Source organism: Pseudomonas sp. No.117 (assembly GCF_054558395.1).
This window is the reverse complement of sequence record NZ_BAAJNP010000002.1, coordinates 343,704-358,635: the sequence shown is the minus strand read 5'-3', so window position 1 is coordinate 358,635 and position 14,932 is coordinate 343,704. Positions and strand designations below refer to the sequence as shown.

Below are 14,932 nucleotides of genomic sequence, written 5' to 3'. Positions count from 1 at the left end.
ACGTAACATGGGCATGAGCAAGCCAGGCAAGGTGGTGCCACGTCACGTGGCGATCATCATGGATGGGAATAATCGCTGGGCGCGTCGTCGGCTGCTGCCGGGCGTCGCCGGTCACAAGGCCGGCGTGGACGCCGTGCGCGCGGTCATCGAGGTCTGCGGCGACGCCGGCGTCGAGGTGCTGACGCTGTTCGCCTTCTCCAGCGAGAACTGGCGGCGTCCAGCGGACGAGGTCGGTGCCCTGATGGAGCTCTTCCTGTCCGCCTTGCGGCGGGAGGCCAAGAAGCTGCACCAGAATGGCATCCGGCTGCGCATCATCGGCGATCGTTCGCTGTTCCATCCGGAACTGCAGGCGGCGATGGCGGAAGTCGAGGCGCTCACGGCCCATCACACCCGTTTCGTGCTGCAGATAGCCGCCAACTACGGGGGGCAGTGGGATATTACCCAGGCTGCCCAGCAACTGGCGGCGCAGGTCCAGCAAGGCGCGCTGCAGCCGGGCGATATCACGCCTGAGCTGCTGCAAGGCTGTCTGGCCACCGCCGACCTGCCGCTGCCCGACCTGTGCATCCGCACGGGTGGAGAGCGACGGGTCAGCAACTTCCTGCTCTGGCAGATCGCCTACGCCGAGCTGTACTTCTCCGACCTGTTCTGGCCGGACTTCAAGCATGAGGCCATGAATGCGGCCCTGGCCGACTTCGCCACCCGCCAGCGGCGGTTCGGTCGGACCTGCGAACAGGTGGAAGCGGAGCTACGCGCCTAATGCTGAAGCAGCGAATCTTGACGGCGATGGTGCTCCTGCCCATCGCCCTGGCCGGATTTTTCTGGCTGGAAGGGGCGGCCTTCGCCCTGTTCATCGGCGCGGTGGTAGTCCTGGGTGCCTGGGAATGGGCGCGTCTAGCGGGTCTGGAAGCCCAGCCACTGCGTTGTGCCTATGCCGCCGTGGTGGCCCTGGCGCTGCTGCTCTGCTGGTGGCTGCCTGCCGGTGCCCATGGACTGCTGTTCATCAGTCTGGCCTGGTGGCTCTATGCGACCGTGCTGGTGCTGACCTATCCCGACAGCGCCAAAGCCTGGCAGGCCTCCTGGCGACGCCTGCTCATCGGCCTGGTGGTGCTGGTCCCGGCCTGGCAGGGCCTGATGCTGCTGAAGGCCGCGCCTGGCGGCAACCTGCTGATTCTCGAAGTCATGATGCTGGTGTGGTTGGCCGACATCTTCGCCTATTTTTCCGGCCGGGCCTTCGGCAAGCGCAAGCTGGCGCCGGCGGTGAGTCCGGGCAAGAGCTGGGAAGGCCTCTACGGCGGCCTGGCCGCGGCCCTGATCGCGACTTTGGTACTCGGCCTGGTTCGCGGCTGGGGGCTGGGTGATCTGCTGCAGGCGCTGATCGGTGCTGCCTGCGTGGTGCTCATTTCCGTGGTCGGCGATCTCACCGAAAGCATGTTCAAGCGCCAGGCCGGCCTCAAGGACAGCAGTCAGCTGCTGCCCGGCCATGGCGGCGTGCTGGATCGTATCGATAGTCTGACGGCGGCCGTACCGCTGTTCGCCTTGCTGCTCTGGTGGGCTGGCTGGGGTGTGCAGTGAGTCTCCAGCGACTGTGCGTGCTGGGTGCGACCGGCTCCATCGGTGCCAGTACCCTGGATGTGGTGGCGCAGCATCCCGATCGTTACCAGGTCTTCGCCCTCAGTGGTCATCGACGGCTGGCTGAACTGGCGGACCTCTGCCGGCGCTTCCAGCCGAGCTATGCCGCGGTGCCCGATCAGGCGTCGGCCGATCAGTTGGTCGCCTTGCTGCACGGTGCCGAGACCGCTCCCGAGATTGTGGTGGGGGAGGAGGGGTTGGCGGCTATCGCGGCCCATCCCCAGGTCGATACGGTGATGGCGGCGATCGTCGGTGCGGCGGGATTGAGGCCGACGCTGGCCGCGGTCAAGGCCGGCAAGCGCGTGCTGCTCGCCAACAAGGAAGCCCTGGTCATGAGCGGCGCCCTCTTCATCGAGGCGGTGCGGACCAGCGGCGCGACCCTGCTGCCCATCGACAGCGAACACAATGCCATCTTCCAGTGCCTAGCCGATCCCGCGACGCCAGGCCTGGCGCGCAAGGGGGTACGGCGGATCCTGTTGACCGCCTCGGGCGGTCCGTTCCGCGAGACGCCGGCCGAACAGCTGGTCGATGTCACTCCCGCGCAGGCCTGTGCCCATCCCAAGTGGTCCATGGGGCGCAAGATTTCCGTTGATTCCGCGACCCTGATGAACAAGGGACTGGAGCTGATCGAGGCCTGCTGGCTGTTCGAGGCGGCGCCGGAGCAGGTCGAGGTGGTCGTCCATCACCAGAGCGTCATCCATTCCCTGGTGGACTACGTGGATGGCTCGGTGCTGGCCCAGCTGGGCAATCCCGATATGCGTACCCCTATCGCGCATGCCCTGGCCTGGCCCGAGCGCATCGCGTCCGGGGTCTCGGCGCTGGACCTGTTCGCCATCGGTCGACTCGATTTCGAGCGGCCCGACGAAGAGCGCTTCCCCTGCCTGCGCCTGGCCCGGGAGGCCGCCCAGGCCGGTGGCTGCATGCCGGCGACGCTCAATGCGGCCAACGAGATCGCTGTCGAGGCCTTCCTCGACGGCCGACTGGGCTTCAGCGAGATTCCACTGCTGATCGAGTCGGTGCTGAACGGCACCGAGCCCGGTCCGGCGAATGACCTCGAGGCCGTCTTCCTGGCCGACACTACCGCTCGGCAGCGGGCGCGGGAGTGGTTGGCGCGCCGCTGAAGTCGCGCCTCGACACCCGGCCCGCGAGTCCGCAGAATCTGCACACTGAGGTAGCGGAGGCAGCCAATGACCATCCTGTACACGATACTGGGAACCCTGATCGCCCTTGGCGTATTGGTGACCATCCATGAGTATGGCCATTTCTGGACGGCGCGCCGTTGCGGCGTCAAGGTCCTGCGCTTTTCCGTGGGCTTCGGCAAGCCGCTGTTGCGCTGGCATGATCGCCAGGGTACCGAGTTCGTGGTGGCCGCCATCCCGCTCGGCGGCTACGTCAAGATGCTCGACGAGCGCGAAGCGCCGGTCGCGCCCGAAGAGCAGCATGCCGCCTTCAATCGCAAGACCGTTCGCCAGCGCATCGCCATCGTCGCCGCGGGTCCGATCGCCAATTTCCTGCTGGCCATCCTGTTCTTCTGGCTGCTCGCCATGCTCGGTTCCCAGCAGCCGCGCCCGGTGGTGGGTGGCGTAGTCGCCGATACTCCAGCCGCCCTGGCCGGCATTCCGCCAGGGGCGGAACTGACCGCCGTGGACGATGCCCCGGTGGACAGCTGGTCGGCGGTCAACCTGCGCCTGGTCGACCGCCTGGGTGAGAGCGGTCCGCTGCGCCTCCGCTATACGGTGCCGGGTACCACCGCGGAGCAGAGCAGCGTCATCGAGCTGCACGCCTGGCTGCGCGGCGCGGAAGATCCGGATCCGATCCAGGCCCTGGGCCTGAAGCCCTGGCGCCCACATATCCCTGCGGTGTTCGCCGAACTGGATCCGGCGGGTCCTGCCCAGGCCGCCGGGCTGCAGGCGGGAGATCGCCTGGTCGCCCTGAACGATACCACCATCGGCGACTGGCAACAGGCCGTGGACTGGGTGCGAGCTCACCCCAATCAGCGGGTCAAACTGACCTTCGAACGCCAGGGCCAGCAGCAGGAGGTCTCCCTGCAATTGGGGGCTCGGCGCGTCGAGACGACCGAAGCGGGTTATCTCGGCGCCGGTGTGGCGCCGGTCAAGTGGCCAGCGGAAATGGTTCGCGAAATCAGCTATGGACCGGTGGCGGCCATTGGCGAAGGAATCGGCCGAACCTGGCAGATGAGCGTGCTGACGCTGGTTTCCCTGAAGAAGATGCTGCTGGGAGAGCTGTCGGTAAAAAACTTGAGCGGGCCGATAACCATTGCTAAAGTGGCGGGCGCTTCGGCTCAGTCAGGCCTGGGGGATTTCCTCAATTTCCTGGCGTACCTGAGCATAAGCCTGGGGGTTCTGAATCTGTTGCCTATCCCTGTGCTCGACGGTGGTCATCTGGTCTTCTACTTCGTCGAGTGGATTCGCGGGCGGCCCTTGTCCGAGCGTGTGCAGACATGGGGCATGCAGATCGGTATTAGCCTCGTCGTGGGTGTGATGCTGCTGGCCTTGGTCAACGACCTCGGTCGCCTCTGACACTCTGCTGATTGCCGAATCTGCCGCCCAGTGCGGCAGATTCTTTATTTGCCAGTTGGAATAAAAGGGACTCATGAAACGCCTGCTGCTACCTGCGGTAATAGCCGCGCTGATGATCGGCGAGGTACACGCCGAGTCCTTCACCATCTCCGATATCCGCGTCAACGGACTGCAACGTGTATCGTCCGGCAGCGTCTTCGGCGCCCTGCCGCTGAACGTGGGCGAGGCGGTCGATGACAATCGCCTGGCCGAGGCCTCCCGCTCGCTCTTCCGTACCGGATTCTTCCAGGACATCCAGCTGGGTCGTGACGGTAACGTCCTGGTGGTGAACGTGGTCGAGCGGCCGTCCATTTCCAGCATCACCCTGGAAGGCAACAAGGCCATCTCCACCGACGATCTGATGAAGGGTCTTAAGCAGGCCGGTCTCGCCGAGGGCGAGATCTTCCAGCGTGCGACGCTGGAAGGCGTGCGTAATGAGCTGCTGCGCCAGTACGTGGCCCAGGGCCGCTACTCCGCAAGCATCGATACCGAAGTGGTGCCCCAGCCGCGCAACCGCGTGCAGCTGAAGATCACCATCAACGAGGGCGAGGTCGCGACCATCTCCCACGTCAACGTGGTGGGCAATACGGTCTTCCCCGAAGACGACCTGACCTCGCTGTTCGAGCTCAAGCCGAGCAACTGGTTGTCGTTCTTCCGCAACGATGACAAGTACTCCCGGGAAAAGCTGTCGGGTGACCTGGAACGACTGCGCTCCTACTACCTTGATCGCGGCTATATCAACATGGACATCACCTCGACCCAGGTGTCCATCACGCCCGACAAGAAGCACGTCTACATCACGGTCAACGTCAACGAAGGGCAGAAGTACACCGTTCGTGACGTCAAGCTGTCCGGTGACCTCAAGGTCCCGGAGGAAGAGCTGCGCAAGCTGATGCTGGTCCAGCCGGGCCAGGTATTCTCGCGCAAGGTGATGACCAGCACCTCGGATCTGATCACCCGGCGCCTGGGCAACGAGGGCTACACCTTCGCCAACGTCAATGGCCTGCCCGAGCCCCATGACGACGACCACAGCGTGTCCCTGACCTACGTGGTCGATCCGGGCAAGCGGGCCTACGTCAATCGCATCAACTTCCGTGGCAACACCAAGACCTCGGACGAGGTACTGCGCCGCGAGATGCGCCAGATGGAAGGCGGCTGGGCCTCCACCTACCTCATCGACCAGTCCAAGACCCGCCTCGAGCGCCTGGGCTACTTCAAGGAAGTCAAGGTCGAGACGCCCCAGGTGCCCGGCACCGATGACTTGGTCGACGTCAACTACAACGTCGAGGAGCAGCCCTCGGGCTCCATCACCGCCAGCATCGGTTTCGCCCAGAGTGCGGGCCTGATCCTCGGTGGCTCCATCAGCCAGAACAACTTCCTGGGTACCGGCAACCAGGTCAGCATCGGCCTGACCCGCTCCCAGTACCAGAGCCGCTACAACTTCAGCTTCACCGATCCCTACTTCACGCCGGACGGCGTGAGCCTAGGCTACAACATCTTCTACCGCAGCACCGACTACAGCAAACTGTACGACAGTGACGTCTCCTACTACTCGATCAACAGCCTGGGTACCGGTGTCACCCTGGGCTACCCGATCAGCGAGACCTCGCGACTGACCTATGGCCTCTCCGTGCAGCGCGACGAGATCAATCCGGGTACCTACAGCGCGGACGAGATCTATGACTTCGTCGAGCGGGAAGGGGACAACTTCACCAACTTCAAGGCCAGCATCGGCTGGTCGAGTTCGACGCTGAACCGCGGTGTGCTGCCGACCCGCGGTGCGTCCCAGAGCCTGACCGGCCAGATCACCATCCCCGGTAGCGACCTGAGCTTCTACAAGCTGGACTATCGCGGCCAGCTGTTCACCCCGCTGACCGACACTACCGCGTTGCGCTTCCATACCGAGCTGGGCTACGGCGACGGCTACGGCAGCACCGACAGCCTGCCGTTCTACGAGAACTACTACGCCGGTGGCTTCAATTCGGTACGGGGTTTCGAGGACAGCAGCCTAGGTCCGAGGACTACGCCGCCCAGCTATATTGATAACGATCCCACCAAAGGGACAAAGTATGGCGCCAAGGGTCAGGGCTATCGTGATAGTGAGAATGACGAGGCCTTCGGTGGCAACGTCCTGATCACCGGCGGTATGGAATACCTGTTCCCCTTGCCCTTCGTGAAGGACCAGAAGTCCCTGCGCACCGTACTGTTCTGGGACGTGGGTAACGTGTTCAGCACCAAGTGCTACCTGAACTCGACCAAAAACTGCGGCGATATCAGCTTCTCCAACATGGCCAGCTCCGTCGGCGTCGGCTTGACTTGGGTCACCGCCCTGGGTCCGTTGAGCTTCAGTCTCGGGGTGCCGGTCAAGAAACCGAGCAACTCCGATCCGCAGATCTTCCAGTTCTCGCTGGGTCAGACGTTCTGACCCAGGCTACACCTTTGCGCGCTATGCAGGAGTCAACTGTGCACAAGTACACCCGTTACGCTCTGTTCGCTGCCGTTCTCGTGGCCGCTCCGGTTTTCGCCGATACCAAGATCGCCGTGCTGAACTACCAGATGGCCTTGCTGGAGTCGGATGCCGCCAAGAAGTACGCGGTGGATTCCGAGAAGAAGTTCGGTCCCCAGCTGAACAAGCTGAAGGGTCTGGAAAGCTCCGCCAAGGACATCCAAGACAAGCTGAACAAGGGCGGTGACAAGCTGGCGCAAGCCGAGCGCACCCGCCTGGAGAACGACTTCCGCCAGAAGGCCCGGGACTTCCAGTTCCAGTCCAAGGAACTCAACGACGCCAAGGCGGCATCGGATCGTGACATGCTGAAGCTGCTCAAGCCGCGCCTCGACAAGGCGGTGGAAGAGGTGCTGAAGAAGGGTGACTACGACCTGGTGCTCGAGCGCGGCGCCGTGGTCGACGTGAAGCCGCAATACGACATCACCCGCCAGGTGATCGAGCGCATGAACGCGAGTCGTTGATGAGCTCGAAGACCTTCACGCTGGGCGAGCTGGCGCAGTGGCTGGAAAGCCGCCAGCTGACCGTTGAGTTGCGCGGTTCGCCCGAGCGCCTGGTAACCGGCCTGGCCACCTTGCCGGAGGCCGGTCCGGACCAGTTGAGCTTCCTCGCCAATCCGCAGTATCGCCGCTACCTGGCCGATACCCGGGCGGGCGCGGTGCTGTTGACGGACAGGGATGCCGACGGCTATGCCGGCGACGCCCTGATCCTGGCGAATCCATACCTCGCCTATGCGCGGCTGTCCCATCTGTTCGATCGCAAGCCGCGCAGCGCGGCCGGTATCCATCCGACGGCGCTGGTCGCGGCGGATGCCCAGGTCGATCCGACGGCGGCCATCGGGCCCTATGTGGTGATCGAGGCCCAGGCCCGCATAGGGGCAGGCGTCAGCCTGGGTGCCCACTGCGTGGTGGGTGCCCGCAGCGTCATCGGCGCCGACAGCTGGCTGGCCCCGCGCGTCACCCTCTATCACGATGTGATCATCGGTGAGCGGGCGGTCGTGCAGTCCGGTGCCGTGATCGGTGCCGAGGGCTTCGGTTTCGCCAACGAACGCGGCCAATGGCAGAAGATCGCCCAGCTGGGCGGCGTGCTGATCGGCGACGACGTCGAGATCGGCGCCAACACCACCATCGACCGTGGCGCCCTGGCGAACACGGTCATCAGCGATGGGGTGAAGCTCGACAACCAGATCATGATCGCGCACAACGTCCAGGTCGGTGAGCACACCGCCATGGCCGCCTGCGTCGGTATCTCTGGCAGTACCAAGATCGGCAAACACTGCACCATCGCCGGCGGCGTGGGCATGGTCGGTCATATCGAGTTGTGCGACAACGTGTTCGTCACCGGTATGACCATGGTGACCCGCTCGATTACCGAGCCAGGCGCCTATTCCTCGGGTACGGCCATGCAGCCCGCCGGGGAGTGGAAGAAGAGCGCCGCGCGGATTCGTCACCTCGACGACATGGCCCGCCGTCTGCAACATCTGGAAAAAATCGTTGCTACCGTGACCTCGCGGGATGACGCTGCTTCTGATGCTTGATTCTGCATCGGATGTTTCCCCTTTCTGAACAGGCCTTCCCCGACCATGATGGACATCAACGAGATCCGTGAATATCTCCCGCATCGCTATCCCTTCCTGCTGGTGGATCGCGTGACGGAGCTGGATATCGAAGCCAAACGCATTCGTGCCTACAAGAACGTCAGCATCAACGAGCCGTTCTTCACCGGCCATTTCCCCCAGCATCCGATCATGCCGGGCGTGCTCATCGTCGAGGCGATGGCGCAGGCCGCTGGCGTGCTGGGTTTCAAGATGATGAATTCCTCGCCCGCCGATGGCACCCTGTACTACTTCGTCGGATCGGATAAGCTGCGTTTTCGCCAGCCGGTGACCCCGGGTGACCAGCTGATCCTCGAGGCGCGCTTCCTCAGTACCAAGCGCGGTATCTGGAAATTCGAATGCCAGGCCAGCGTGGACGACAAGCCCGTCTGCTCGGCCGAAATCATCTGCGCGGAACGCAAGCTATGACGTTGATCGACCCCAGGGCTATCGTCGACCCCCAGGCACGGCTCGCCGCCGATGTCCAGGTCGGCCCCTGGTCGATCATCGGGCCGGATGTCGAGATTGGCGAGGGTACCGTCATCGGTCCCCACGTCATCCTCAAGGGCCCGACCGTCATCGGTCGTCACAACCGCATCTTCCAGTTCTCGTCGATTGGCGAGGACACGCCCGATCTCAAGTACCGGGGTGAGCCGACCCGCCTGCGCATCGGCGACCACAACGTCATCCGCGAAGGGGTCACCATCCACCGCGGGACTGTGCAGGATCGTGAAGAGACCACCCTCGGCGATCACAACCTGTTGATGGCCTATGTGCACATCGGTCATGACAGCGTGATCGGCAATCATTGCATCCTGGTCAACAACACGGCCCTGGCTGGCCATGTGCACGTCGATGACTGGGCGATCCTCTCCGGCTATACCCTGGTGCACCAGTTCTGCCGCATCGGCGCCCACAGTTTTTCCGGCATGGGCACGGCGATCGGCAAGGACGTACCGGCCTATGTCACAGTGTTCGGCAACCCCGCCGAAGCCCGCAGCATGAATTTCGAAGGCATGCGCCGTCGCGGCTTCTCCACCGAAGCCATCCAGGCGCTGCGTCGTTCCTACAAGGTGGTCTACCGCCAGGGACTGACCGTCGATGAGGCCATGAAGGAACTGGAGCCGGTGGCTCAGCAGTTTCCCGAGGTGGCGGTATTCCGTGACTCCATCCTGAGTGCCACGCGTGGCATCACCCGCTGAGTTCGCCCAGCGCCCGCTGCGCGTGGCGCTGGTGGCGGGAGAAGCTTCGGGTGATCTGCTCGGCGCCGGCCTGATGCAGGCGCTGCGGGAACAGCACCCGAACATCTCCTTCATGGGCGTGGGCGGTCCGCGGATGGAGGCCGAAGGCCTGGTCTCTGCGTTTCCCATGGAGCGCCTGGCGGTCATGGGGCTGGTCGAGGTGCTCGGCCGCCTGCGTGAACTGCTGGGCCGGCGCAAGGCGCTGATCGCCCAGTTGCTCGAGGCCCGCCCCGACGTCTTCATCGGCATCGATGCTCCCGATTTCGTCCTGGAGATCGAGGCCCAACTGCATCGCGCGGGCATCCCGGCGGTGCACTACGTCAGTCCCTCGGTCTGGGCCTGGCGGCAGAAGCGGGTGCTGAAGATCCGCGACGGCTGCGACCTGATGCTGACCCTGTTTCCCTTCGAAGCACGCTTCTACGAAGAACAGCAGGTGCCGGTGCGCTTCGTCGGCCATCCGCTGGCCGACACCATCCCGCTCGACAGCGACCGCCTGGCCGCGCGCCAGGCCCTGGGTCTGCCGCAGGACGGGCCGGTCATCGCCCTCTTGCCCGGTAGCCGTGGCGGTGAAGTAGGGCGTCTGGGGGCACTGTTCCTGGATGCCGCCGAACAGGTGCTGGCCGTGCGTCCCGAAGTGCGTTTCGTGCTGCCCTGCGCCAACGCCGCGCGGCGCGCCCAGGTGGAGCAGTTGCTGGAAGGCCGGCCGCCGCTGCCGCTGCTATTGACCGATGGCCGTTCCCACGAGGTGCTGGCCGCCAGTGATGGCGTGCTCATCGCCTCGGGCACCGCGACCCTGGAAACGCTGCTGTTCAAGCGGCCCATGGTGGTGGCCTACCGGGTGGCGCCCCTGACCTACCTGATCCTCAAGCAGCTGGTGAAGAGTCCCTATATCTCGCTGCCCAATTTGCTGGCCGGGCGCAAGCTGGTGCCCGAGCTGATCCAGCACGAAGCGACGCCGGAGCGGTTGGTGGCCGAGTTGCTGCCGCTGCTGGAGCACCCCGAGCAGCAGACCGACAGTTTCGCAGCCATCCACCACAGCCTGAGGCGCGATGCCTCGGTCCAGGCGGCTGGCGCCGTGTTGGATCTCCTGCGCGAGCGTAGCTGATGCAGCTGGGACTGGATTTCAACCTGGTCGAGGCGCTGGTCGCCGGGGTGGACGAGGTCGGCCGCGGTCCGCTGTGCGGTGCCGTGGTGACCGCCGCGGTCATCCTCGATCCGGGCAGGCCCATCCTCGGCCTGAACGATTCGAAGAAGCTGTCGCTGACGCGCCGCGAAGCCCTGTTCGAGGAGATCCAGGAAAAGGCCCTGGCCTGGTGCGTGGCCCGCGCCGAGGTCGCCGAGATCGACCGGCTGAACATCCTGCATGCCACCATGCTGGCCATGCAGCGCGCCGTCGAAGGGCTCAAGGTGCAGCCGCGACTGGCGCTGATCGACGGCAATCGCTGTCCCAAGCTGGCGGTGCCCAGTTCGCCGGTGGTGAAGGGCGATAGCCAGGTACCGGCGATCGCCGCCGCCTCGATCCTGGCCAAGGTGACCCGCGACCGCGAGATGCAGGCGCTGGACGTGCTCTATCCCGGCTATGGCCTGGCCGGACACAAGGGCTATCCCACCGCCGAGCACCTGGAGGCGCTCAGGCGCCTGGGCCCCACGCCCATCCACCGGCGCTCCTTCGCGCCGGTGCGCGACGCCTGGCACGCCCTCGAGACCCAGGCCTCCACCCAGATCGTCGCGACCTACTGACGGCCGTCGCGGCGGTCTGACCCCGCTTCGACTATCCGGTACAATCTCGCGCCTCATGCATCAAGGGGTCTCTGCCATGTCCGCATCCTTCGTCCACCTGCGTCTGCACACGGAATACTCCCTGGTCGACGGGATCGTCCGGGTGAAGGGGCTGGTCAAGGCGGCCGAAGCCGCCGGGATGCCGGCGGTGGCGGTGACCGACCAGGGCAACCTCTGCTCGCTGGTGAAGTTCTACAAGGCGGCCATGGGCGCCGGGATCAAGCCCATCGCCGGGGCGGACATCTGGCTCGCCGGGCGCGACAGCGACGCGCCCCTGAGTCGGCTGACCCTGCTGGTGATGAATGCCAAGGGCTATCGCAACCTGACCGAGCTGCTGTCCCGCGGTTTCCAGGAAGGGCAGAGCGACGGCCAGATCGTCATCCAGCGTGATTGGGTGAAGGACGCCAGCGAAGGGCTGATCGCCCTGTCCGGCGCCAAGGAAGGCGAGATCGGCCTGGCCTTGCTCGAAGGCGACCTGGCCCTGGCCGATCAGCTGTTCGAGGAATGGCAGCAGGTCTTCCAGGAGCGCTTCTACCTGGAGGTGCAGCGTACCGAGCGGGCGGGCGACGAAGAGCACCTGCATGCCGCCGTGGCCCTGGCGGACCGCTGTGGCGGCGCCCTGGTGGCCACCAACGACGTGCGCTTCCTCAAGCCCGAGGACTTCGAGGCCCACGAGACCCGCGTCTGCATCGGCGAAGGCCGTCCGCTGGACGATCCGCGCCGCGAGCGCAAGTACAGCGACCAGCAGTACCTCAAGTCGGCGGCCGAGATGGCCGAGCTGTTCAGCGACCTGCCCGAGGCGCTGGAAAACACCGTCGAGATCGCCAAGCGCTGCAACATCGAGATCCAGCTGGGCAAGTACTTCCTGCCCAACTTCCCGATTCCCAACGGGATGACCATCAACGACTACCTGCGCCATGTCTCCTTCGAGGGCCTGGAGGAGCGCCTGGCGGTGCTCTGGCCGCGCGAGACCACGCCCAACTACGAAGAGAAGCGCCAGGAGTACGTCGACCGGCTCAATTTCGAGCTCGACATCATTATCCAGATGGGCTTCCCCGGTTACTTCCTCATCGTGATGGACTTCATCAAGTGGGCGAAGAACAACGGCGTGCCGGTGGGCCCCGGTCGGGGCTCGGGTGCCGGTTCCCTGGTGGCCTATGTGCTGAAGATCACCGACCTCGATCCGCTGGCCTACGACCTGCTGTTCGAGCGCTTCCTTAATCCCGAACGGATCTCCATGCCCGACTTCGACGTCGACTTCTGCATGGACGGCCGTGACCGGGTGATCGAGTACGTGGCCGACATGTACGGTCGCGAGGCGGTGAGCCAGATCATCACCTTCGGCACCATGGCGGCCAAGGCCGTGGTGCGCGACGTGGCGCGGGTACAGGGCAAGTCCTATGGCCTGGCCGATCGTCTGTCGAAGATGATTCCCTTCGAAGTGGGCATGACCCTGCAGAAGGCCTATGAGCAGGAGGAGCCGCTGCGCGACTTCCTGGCGACCGACGAGGACGCCAAGGAAATCTGGGACATGGCCCTGAAGCTCGAGGGCATCACCCGGGGTACCGGCAAGCACGCGGGGGGCGTGGTGATCGCGCCGACCAAGTTGACCGACTTCTCGCCCATCGCCTGCGACGAGGACGGCAATGGCCTGGTGACCCAGTTCGACAAGGACGACGTCGAGCAGGCCGGCCTGGTGAAGTTCGACTTCCTCGGTCTGCGTACCCTGACCATCATCAAGTGGGCGTTGGAGACCATCAACCGCACGGAAGAGGCGGAAGGGCGCGAACCGCTCAACATCGACTTCATCCCGCTGGACGACAAGCCGACCTACGCCCTGCTGCAGAAGGCCGAGACCACCGCGGTCTTCCAGCTGGAATCCCGCGGCATGAAGGAGCTGATCAAAAAGCTCAAGCCGGACTGCCTGGAAGACCTCATCGCCCTGGTGGCGCTGTTCCGTCCCGGTCCATTGCAGTCGGGCATGGTGGACGACTTCATCAACCGCAAGCACGGCCGCGCCGAGCTGGCCTATCCGCACCCGGACTACCAGTACGACGGCCTGCAGCCGGTGCTGGCGCCCACCTACGGCATCATCCTCTACCAGGAACAGGTGATGCAGATCGCCCAGGTCATGGGCGGCTACACCCTGGGCCAGGCGGACATGCTGCGCCGCGCCATGGGCAAGAAGAAGCCCGAGGAGATGGCCAAGCAGCGCGGCGGCTTCATCGAGGGCTGCGCCAACAACGGCATCGATGGCGATCTGGCAGGCAACATCTTCGACCTGGTAGAGAAATTCGCCGGTTACGGCTTTAACAAGTCGCACTCCGCGGCCTATGGCCTGGTCTCCTACCAGACCGCCTGGCTGAAGACCCACTATCCGGCGCCCTTTATGGCGGCGGTACTGTCGGCGGACATGCACAACACCGACAAGGTGGTGATCCTCATCGAGGAATGCCGCCACATGAAGCTGCGCATCGATACGCCGGACGTGAACATCTCCGAGTTCAAGTTCACCGTCAACGACGGCGGGCGCATCGTCTATGGCCTGGGCGCCATCAAGGGCGTCGGCGAGGGGCCGGTGGAGGCCATCGTCGAGGCGCGGGCGGAGGGGCCGTTCAAGGATCTGTTCGATTTCTGTGCCCGGGTCGACCTCAAGCGGATCAACAAGCGCACCCTGGAAGCACTGATCCGCTCTGGCGCCCTGGATCGTCTCGGGCCGCACTATCACGATGAGCTGAAGGCCTACCAAGCCACCATCGACCAGAATCGCGCCGTGCTGCTGGCGGCCATGGAGGAGGCCATCGCCTCGGCCGAGCAGACCGCCCGCAGCCACAACAGCGGCCACGTCGACCTCTTCGGCGGGGTCTTCGCCGAGCCCGAGGCGGACGTCTACGCCAACCACCGCCGCGCCCGGGAGCTTAACCTCAAGGAACGGCTGCGTGGCGAGAAGGAAACCCTGGGGCTGTACCTGACCGGTCACCCCATCGAGGAATATGAAGGCGAGGTGCGCCGCCTGGCGCGCCAGCGCATCGTCGACCTCAAGCCGTCGCGCGAGACCCAGACGGTGGCCGGGCTGATCGTCAACCTGCGGGTGATGAAGAACAAGCGCGGCGACAAGATGGGCTTCGTCACCCTGGACGACCGCTCCGGGCGCATCGAGGCCTCGCTGTTCGCCGAGGCCTTCAACGCCGCCCAGGCGCTACTGCAGACCGATGCCCTGGTGATCGTCGAGGGCGAGGTCAGCCAGGACGACTTCTCCGGTGGCCTGCGCCTGCGCGCCAAGCGCGTGCTGGGCCTGGAAGAGGCGCGCACGGCCCTGGCGGAAAGCCTGAGGATCGCCGTGCGCAGCGAGGCGCTGGCCGGCGACCGGCTGCGCTGGCTGGGGGAATTGTGCGGTCGTCACCGCGGCGCCTGTCCAGTCACCATCGACTACCAGGGCCCCAGTGCGCGGGCCCTGCTGCAGTTCGGCGAGAACTACCGGATCGACCCCGCCGACGGCCTGATTCAAACCCTGCGTGACCAGTTCGGCAGGGAGAACGTCTTTCTCAACTATCGTTAAGTCCGAGCGCCTCGTGCGCTCCGTCCCAACCCTCGCCAGCGGCGGGCG

12 protein-coding genes are annotated in these 14,932 nt (G+C 64.9%); all 12 read left to right on the top strand.

Features of this window, described 5'->3' with window-relative positions:
- Window positions 1-7: 7 nt before the first annotated feature.
- The 12 genes from uppS (at window position 8) to dnaE (ending at window position 14,884) form a co-directional block, all read left to right on the top strand.
- Entirely contained in the window at window positions 8-757 is a 750-nt protein-coding gene (gene uppS / locus ACYJP6_RS05140; protein WP_459473933.1) for a polyprenyl diphosphate synthase, read from the top strand.
- A complete protein-coding gene (locus ACYJP6_RS05135) occupies window positions 757-1,572 on the top strand; it encodes a phosphatidate cytidylyltransferase (protein ID WP_459473931.1) in 816 nt (271 codons plus the stop codon). Before uppS ends, ACYJP6_RS05135 begins: the two co-directional genes overlap by 1 nt.
- Complete coding sequence (gene ispC, locus ACYJP6_RS05130) at window positions 1,569-2,750, top strand: 1-deoxy-D-xylulose-5-phosphate reductoisomerase (protein WP_459473930.1); 1,182 nt, start codon at window positions 1,569-1,571, stop codon at window positions 2,748-2,750. The genes ACYJP6_RS05135 and ispC overlap by 4 nt, the downstream gene beginning before the upstream one ends.
- A gap of 66 nt (window positions 2,751-2,816) precedes the next feature.
- Window positions 2,817-4,169, top strand: a complete 1,353-nt coding sequence (gene rseP / locus ACYJP6_RS05125) for a sigma E protease regulator RseP (protein ID WP_459473929.1) — start codon at window positions 2,817-2,819, stop codon at window positions 4,167-4,169.
- Between the two features lie 73 nt (window positions 4,170-4,242).
- A complete protein-coding gene (gene bamA / locus ACYJP6_RS05120; RefSeq protein ID WP_459473927.1) occupies window positions 4,243-6,633 on the top strand; it encodes an outer membrane protein assembly factor BamA in 2,391 nt (796 codons plus the stop codon).
- A 23-nt stretch (window positions 6,634-6,656) separates the two neighbouring features.
- Window positions 6,657-7,175: an OmpH/Skp family outer membrane protein gene (locus tag ACYJP6_RS05115; RefSeq protein ID WP_459473925.1), complete on the top strand. Its 519-nt coding sequence runs from the start codon at window positions 6,657-6,659 to the stop codon at window positions 7,173-7,175.
- Window positions 7,175-8,248 (top strand): UDP-3-O-(3-hydroxymyristoyl)glucosamine N-acyltransferase, encoded by a 1,074-nt coding sequence (gene lpxD, locus ACYJP6_RS05110; protein WP_459473923.1) that lies wholly within the window; start codon window positions 7,175-7,177, stop codon window positions 8,246-8,248. Before ACYJP6_RS05115 ends, lpxD begins: the two co-directional genes overlap by 1 nt.
- A 45-nt stretch (window positions 8,249-8,293) precedes the next feature.
- Entirely contained in the window at window positions 8,294-8,734 is a 441-nt protein-coding gene (gene fabZ / locus ACYJP6_RS05105) for a 3-hydroxyacyl-ACP dehydratase FabZ (RefSeq protein ID WP_140217599.1), read from the top strand.
- Window positions 8,731-9,507 (top strand): acyl-ACP--UDP-N-acetylglucosamine O-acyltransferase, encoded by a 777-nt coding sequence (lpxA, locus tag ACYJP6_RS05100; protein ID WP_459473921.1) that lies wholly within the window; start codon window positions 8,731-8,733, stop codon window positions 9,505-9,507. The genes fabZ and lpxA overlap by 4 nt, the downstream gene beginning before the upstream one ends.
- A gap of 16 nt (window positions 9,508-9,523) precedes the next feature.
- A complete protein-coding gene (gene lpxB / locus ACYJP6_RS05095; protein ID WP_459474284.1) occupies window positions 9,524-10,651 on the top strand; it encodes a lipid-A-disaccharide synthase in 1,128 nt (375 codons plus the stop codon).
- Window positions 10,651-11,286, top strand: a complete 636-nt coding sequence (rnhB, locus tag ACYJP6_RS05090) for a ribonuclease HII (protein WP_459473919.1) — start codon at window positions 10,651-10,653, stop codon at window positions 11,284-11,286. Before lpxB ends, rnhB begins: the two co-directional genes overlap by 1 nt.
- Window positions 11,287-11,362: 76 nt before the next feature.
- The gene (dnaE, locus tag ACYJP6_RS05085) at window positions 11,363-14,884 is read left to right on the top strand and encodes a DNA polymerase III subunit alpha (protein ID WP_459473917.1); all 3,522 of its coding nucleotides are present in this window, start codon (window positions 11,363-11,365) and stop codon (window positions 14,882-14,884) included.
- Window positions 14,885-14,932 lie beyond the last annotated feature (48 nt).

What these genes read in the sequence shown, in the direction of transcription:
- ACYJP6_RS05135 (WP_459473931.1), top strand. Translation starts at nt 757, where the DNA reads ATGCTGAAGCAGCGAATCTTGACGGCGATGGTGCTCCTGCCCATCGCC.
- dnaE (WP_459473917.1), top strand. Translation starts at nt 11,363, where the DNA reads ATGTCCGCATCCTTCGTCCACCTGCGTCTGCACACGGAATACTCCCTG.
- rnhB (WP_459473919.1), top strand. Translation starts at nt 10,651, where the DNA reads ATGCAGCTGGGACTGGATTTCAACCTGGTCGAGGCGCTGGTCGCCGGG.
- fabZ (WP_140217599.1), top strand. Translation starts at nt 8,294, where the DNA reads ATGATGGACATCAACGAGATCCGTGAATATCTCCCGCATCGCTATCCC.
- lpxA (WP_459473921.1), top strand. Translation starts at nt 8,731, where the DNA reads ATGACGTTGATCGACCCCAGGGCTATCGTCGACCCCCAGGCACGGCTC.
- bamA (WP_459473927.1), top strand. Translation starts at nt 4,243, where the DNA reads ATGAAACGCCTGCTGCTACCTGCGGTAATAGCCGCGCTGATGATCGGC.
- rseP (WP_459473929.1), top strand. Translation starts at nt 2,817, where the DNA reads ATGACCATCCTGTACACGATACTGGGAACCCTGATCGCCCTTGGCGTA.
- lpxD (WP_459473923.1), top strand. Translation starts at nt 7,175, where the DNA reads ATGAGCTCGAAGACCTTCACGCTGGGCGAGCTGGCGCAGTGGCTGGAA.
- uppS (WP_459473933.1), top strand. Translation starts at nt 8, where the DNA reads ATGGGCATGAGCAAGCCAGGCAAGGTGGTGCCACGTCACGTGGCGATC.
- ACYJP6_RS05115 (WP_459473925.1), top strand. Translation starts at nt 6,657, where the DNA reads ATGCAGGAGTCAACTGTGCACAAGTACACCCGTTACGCTCTGTTCGCT.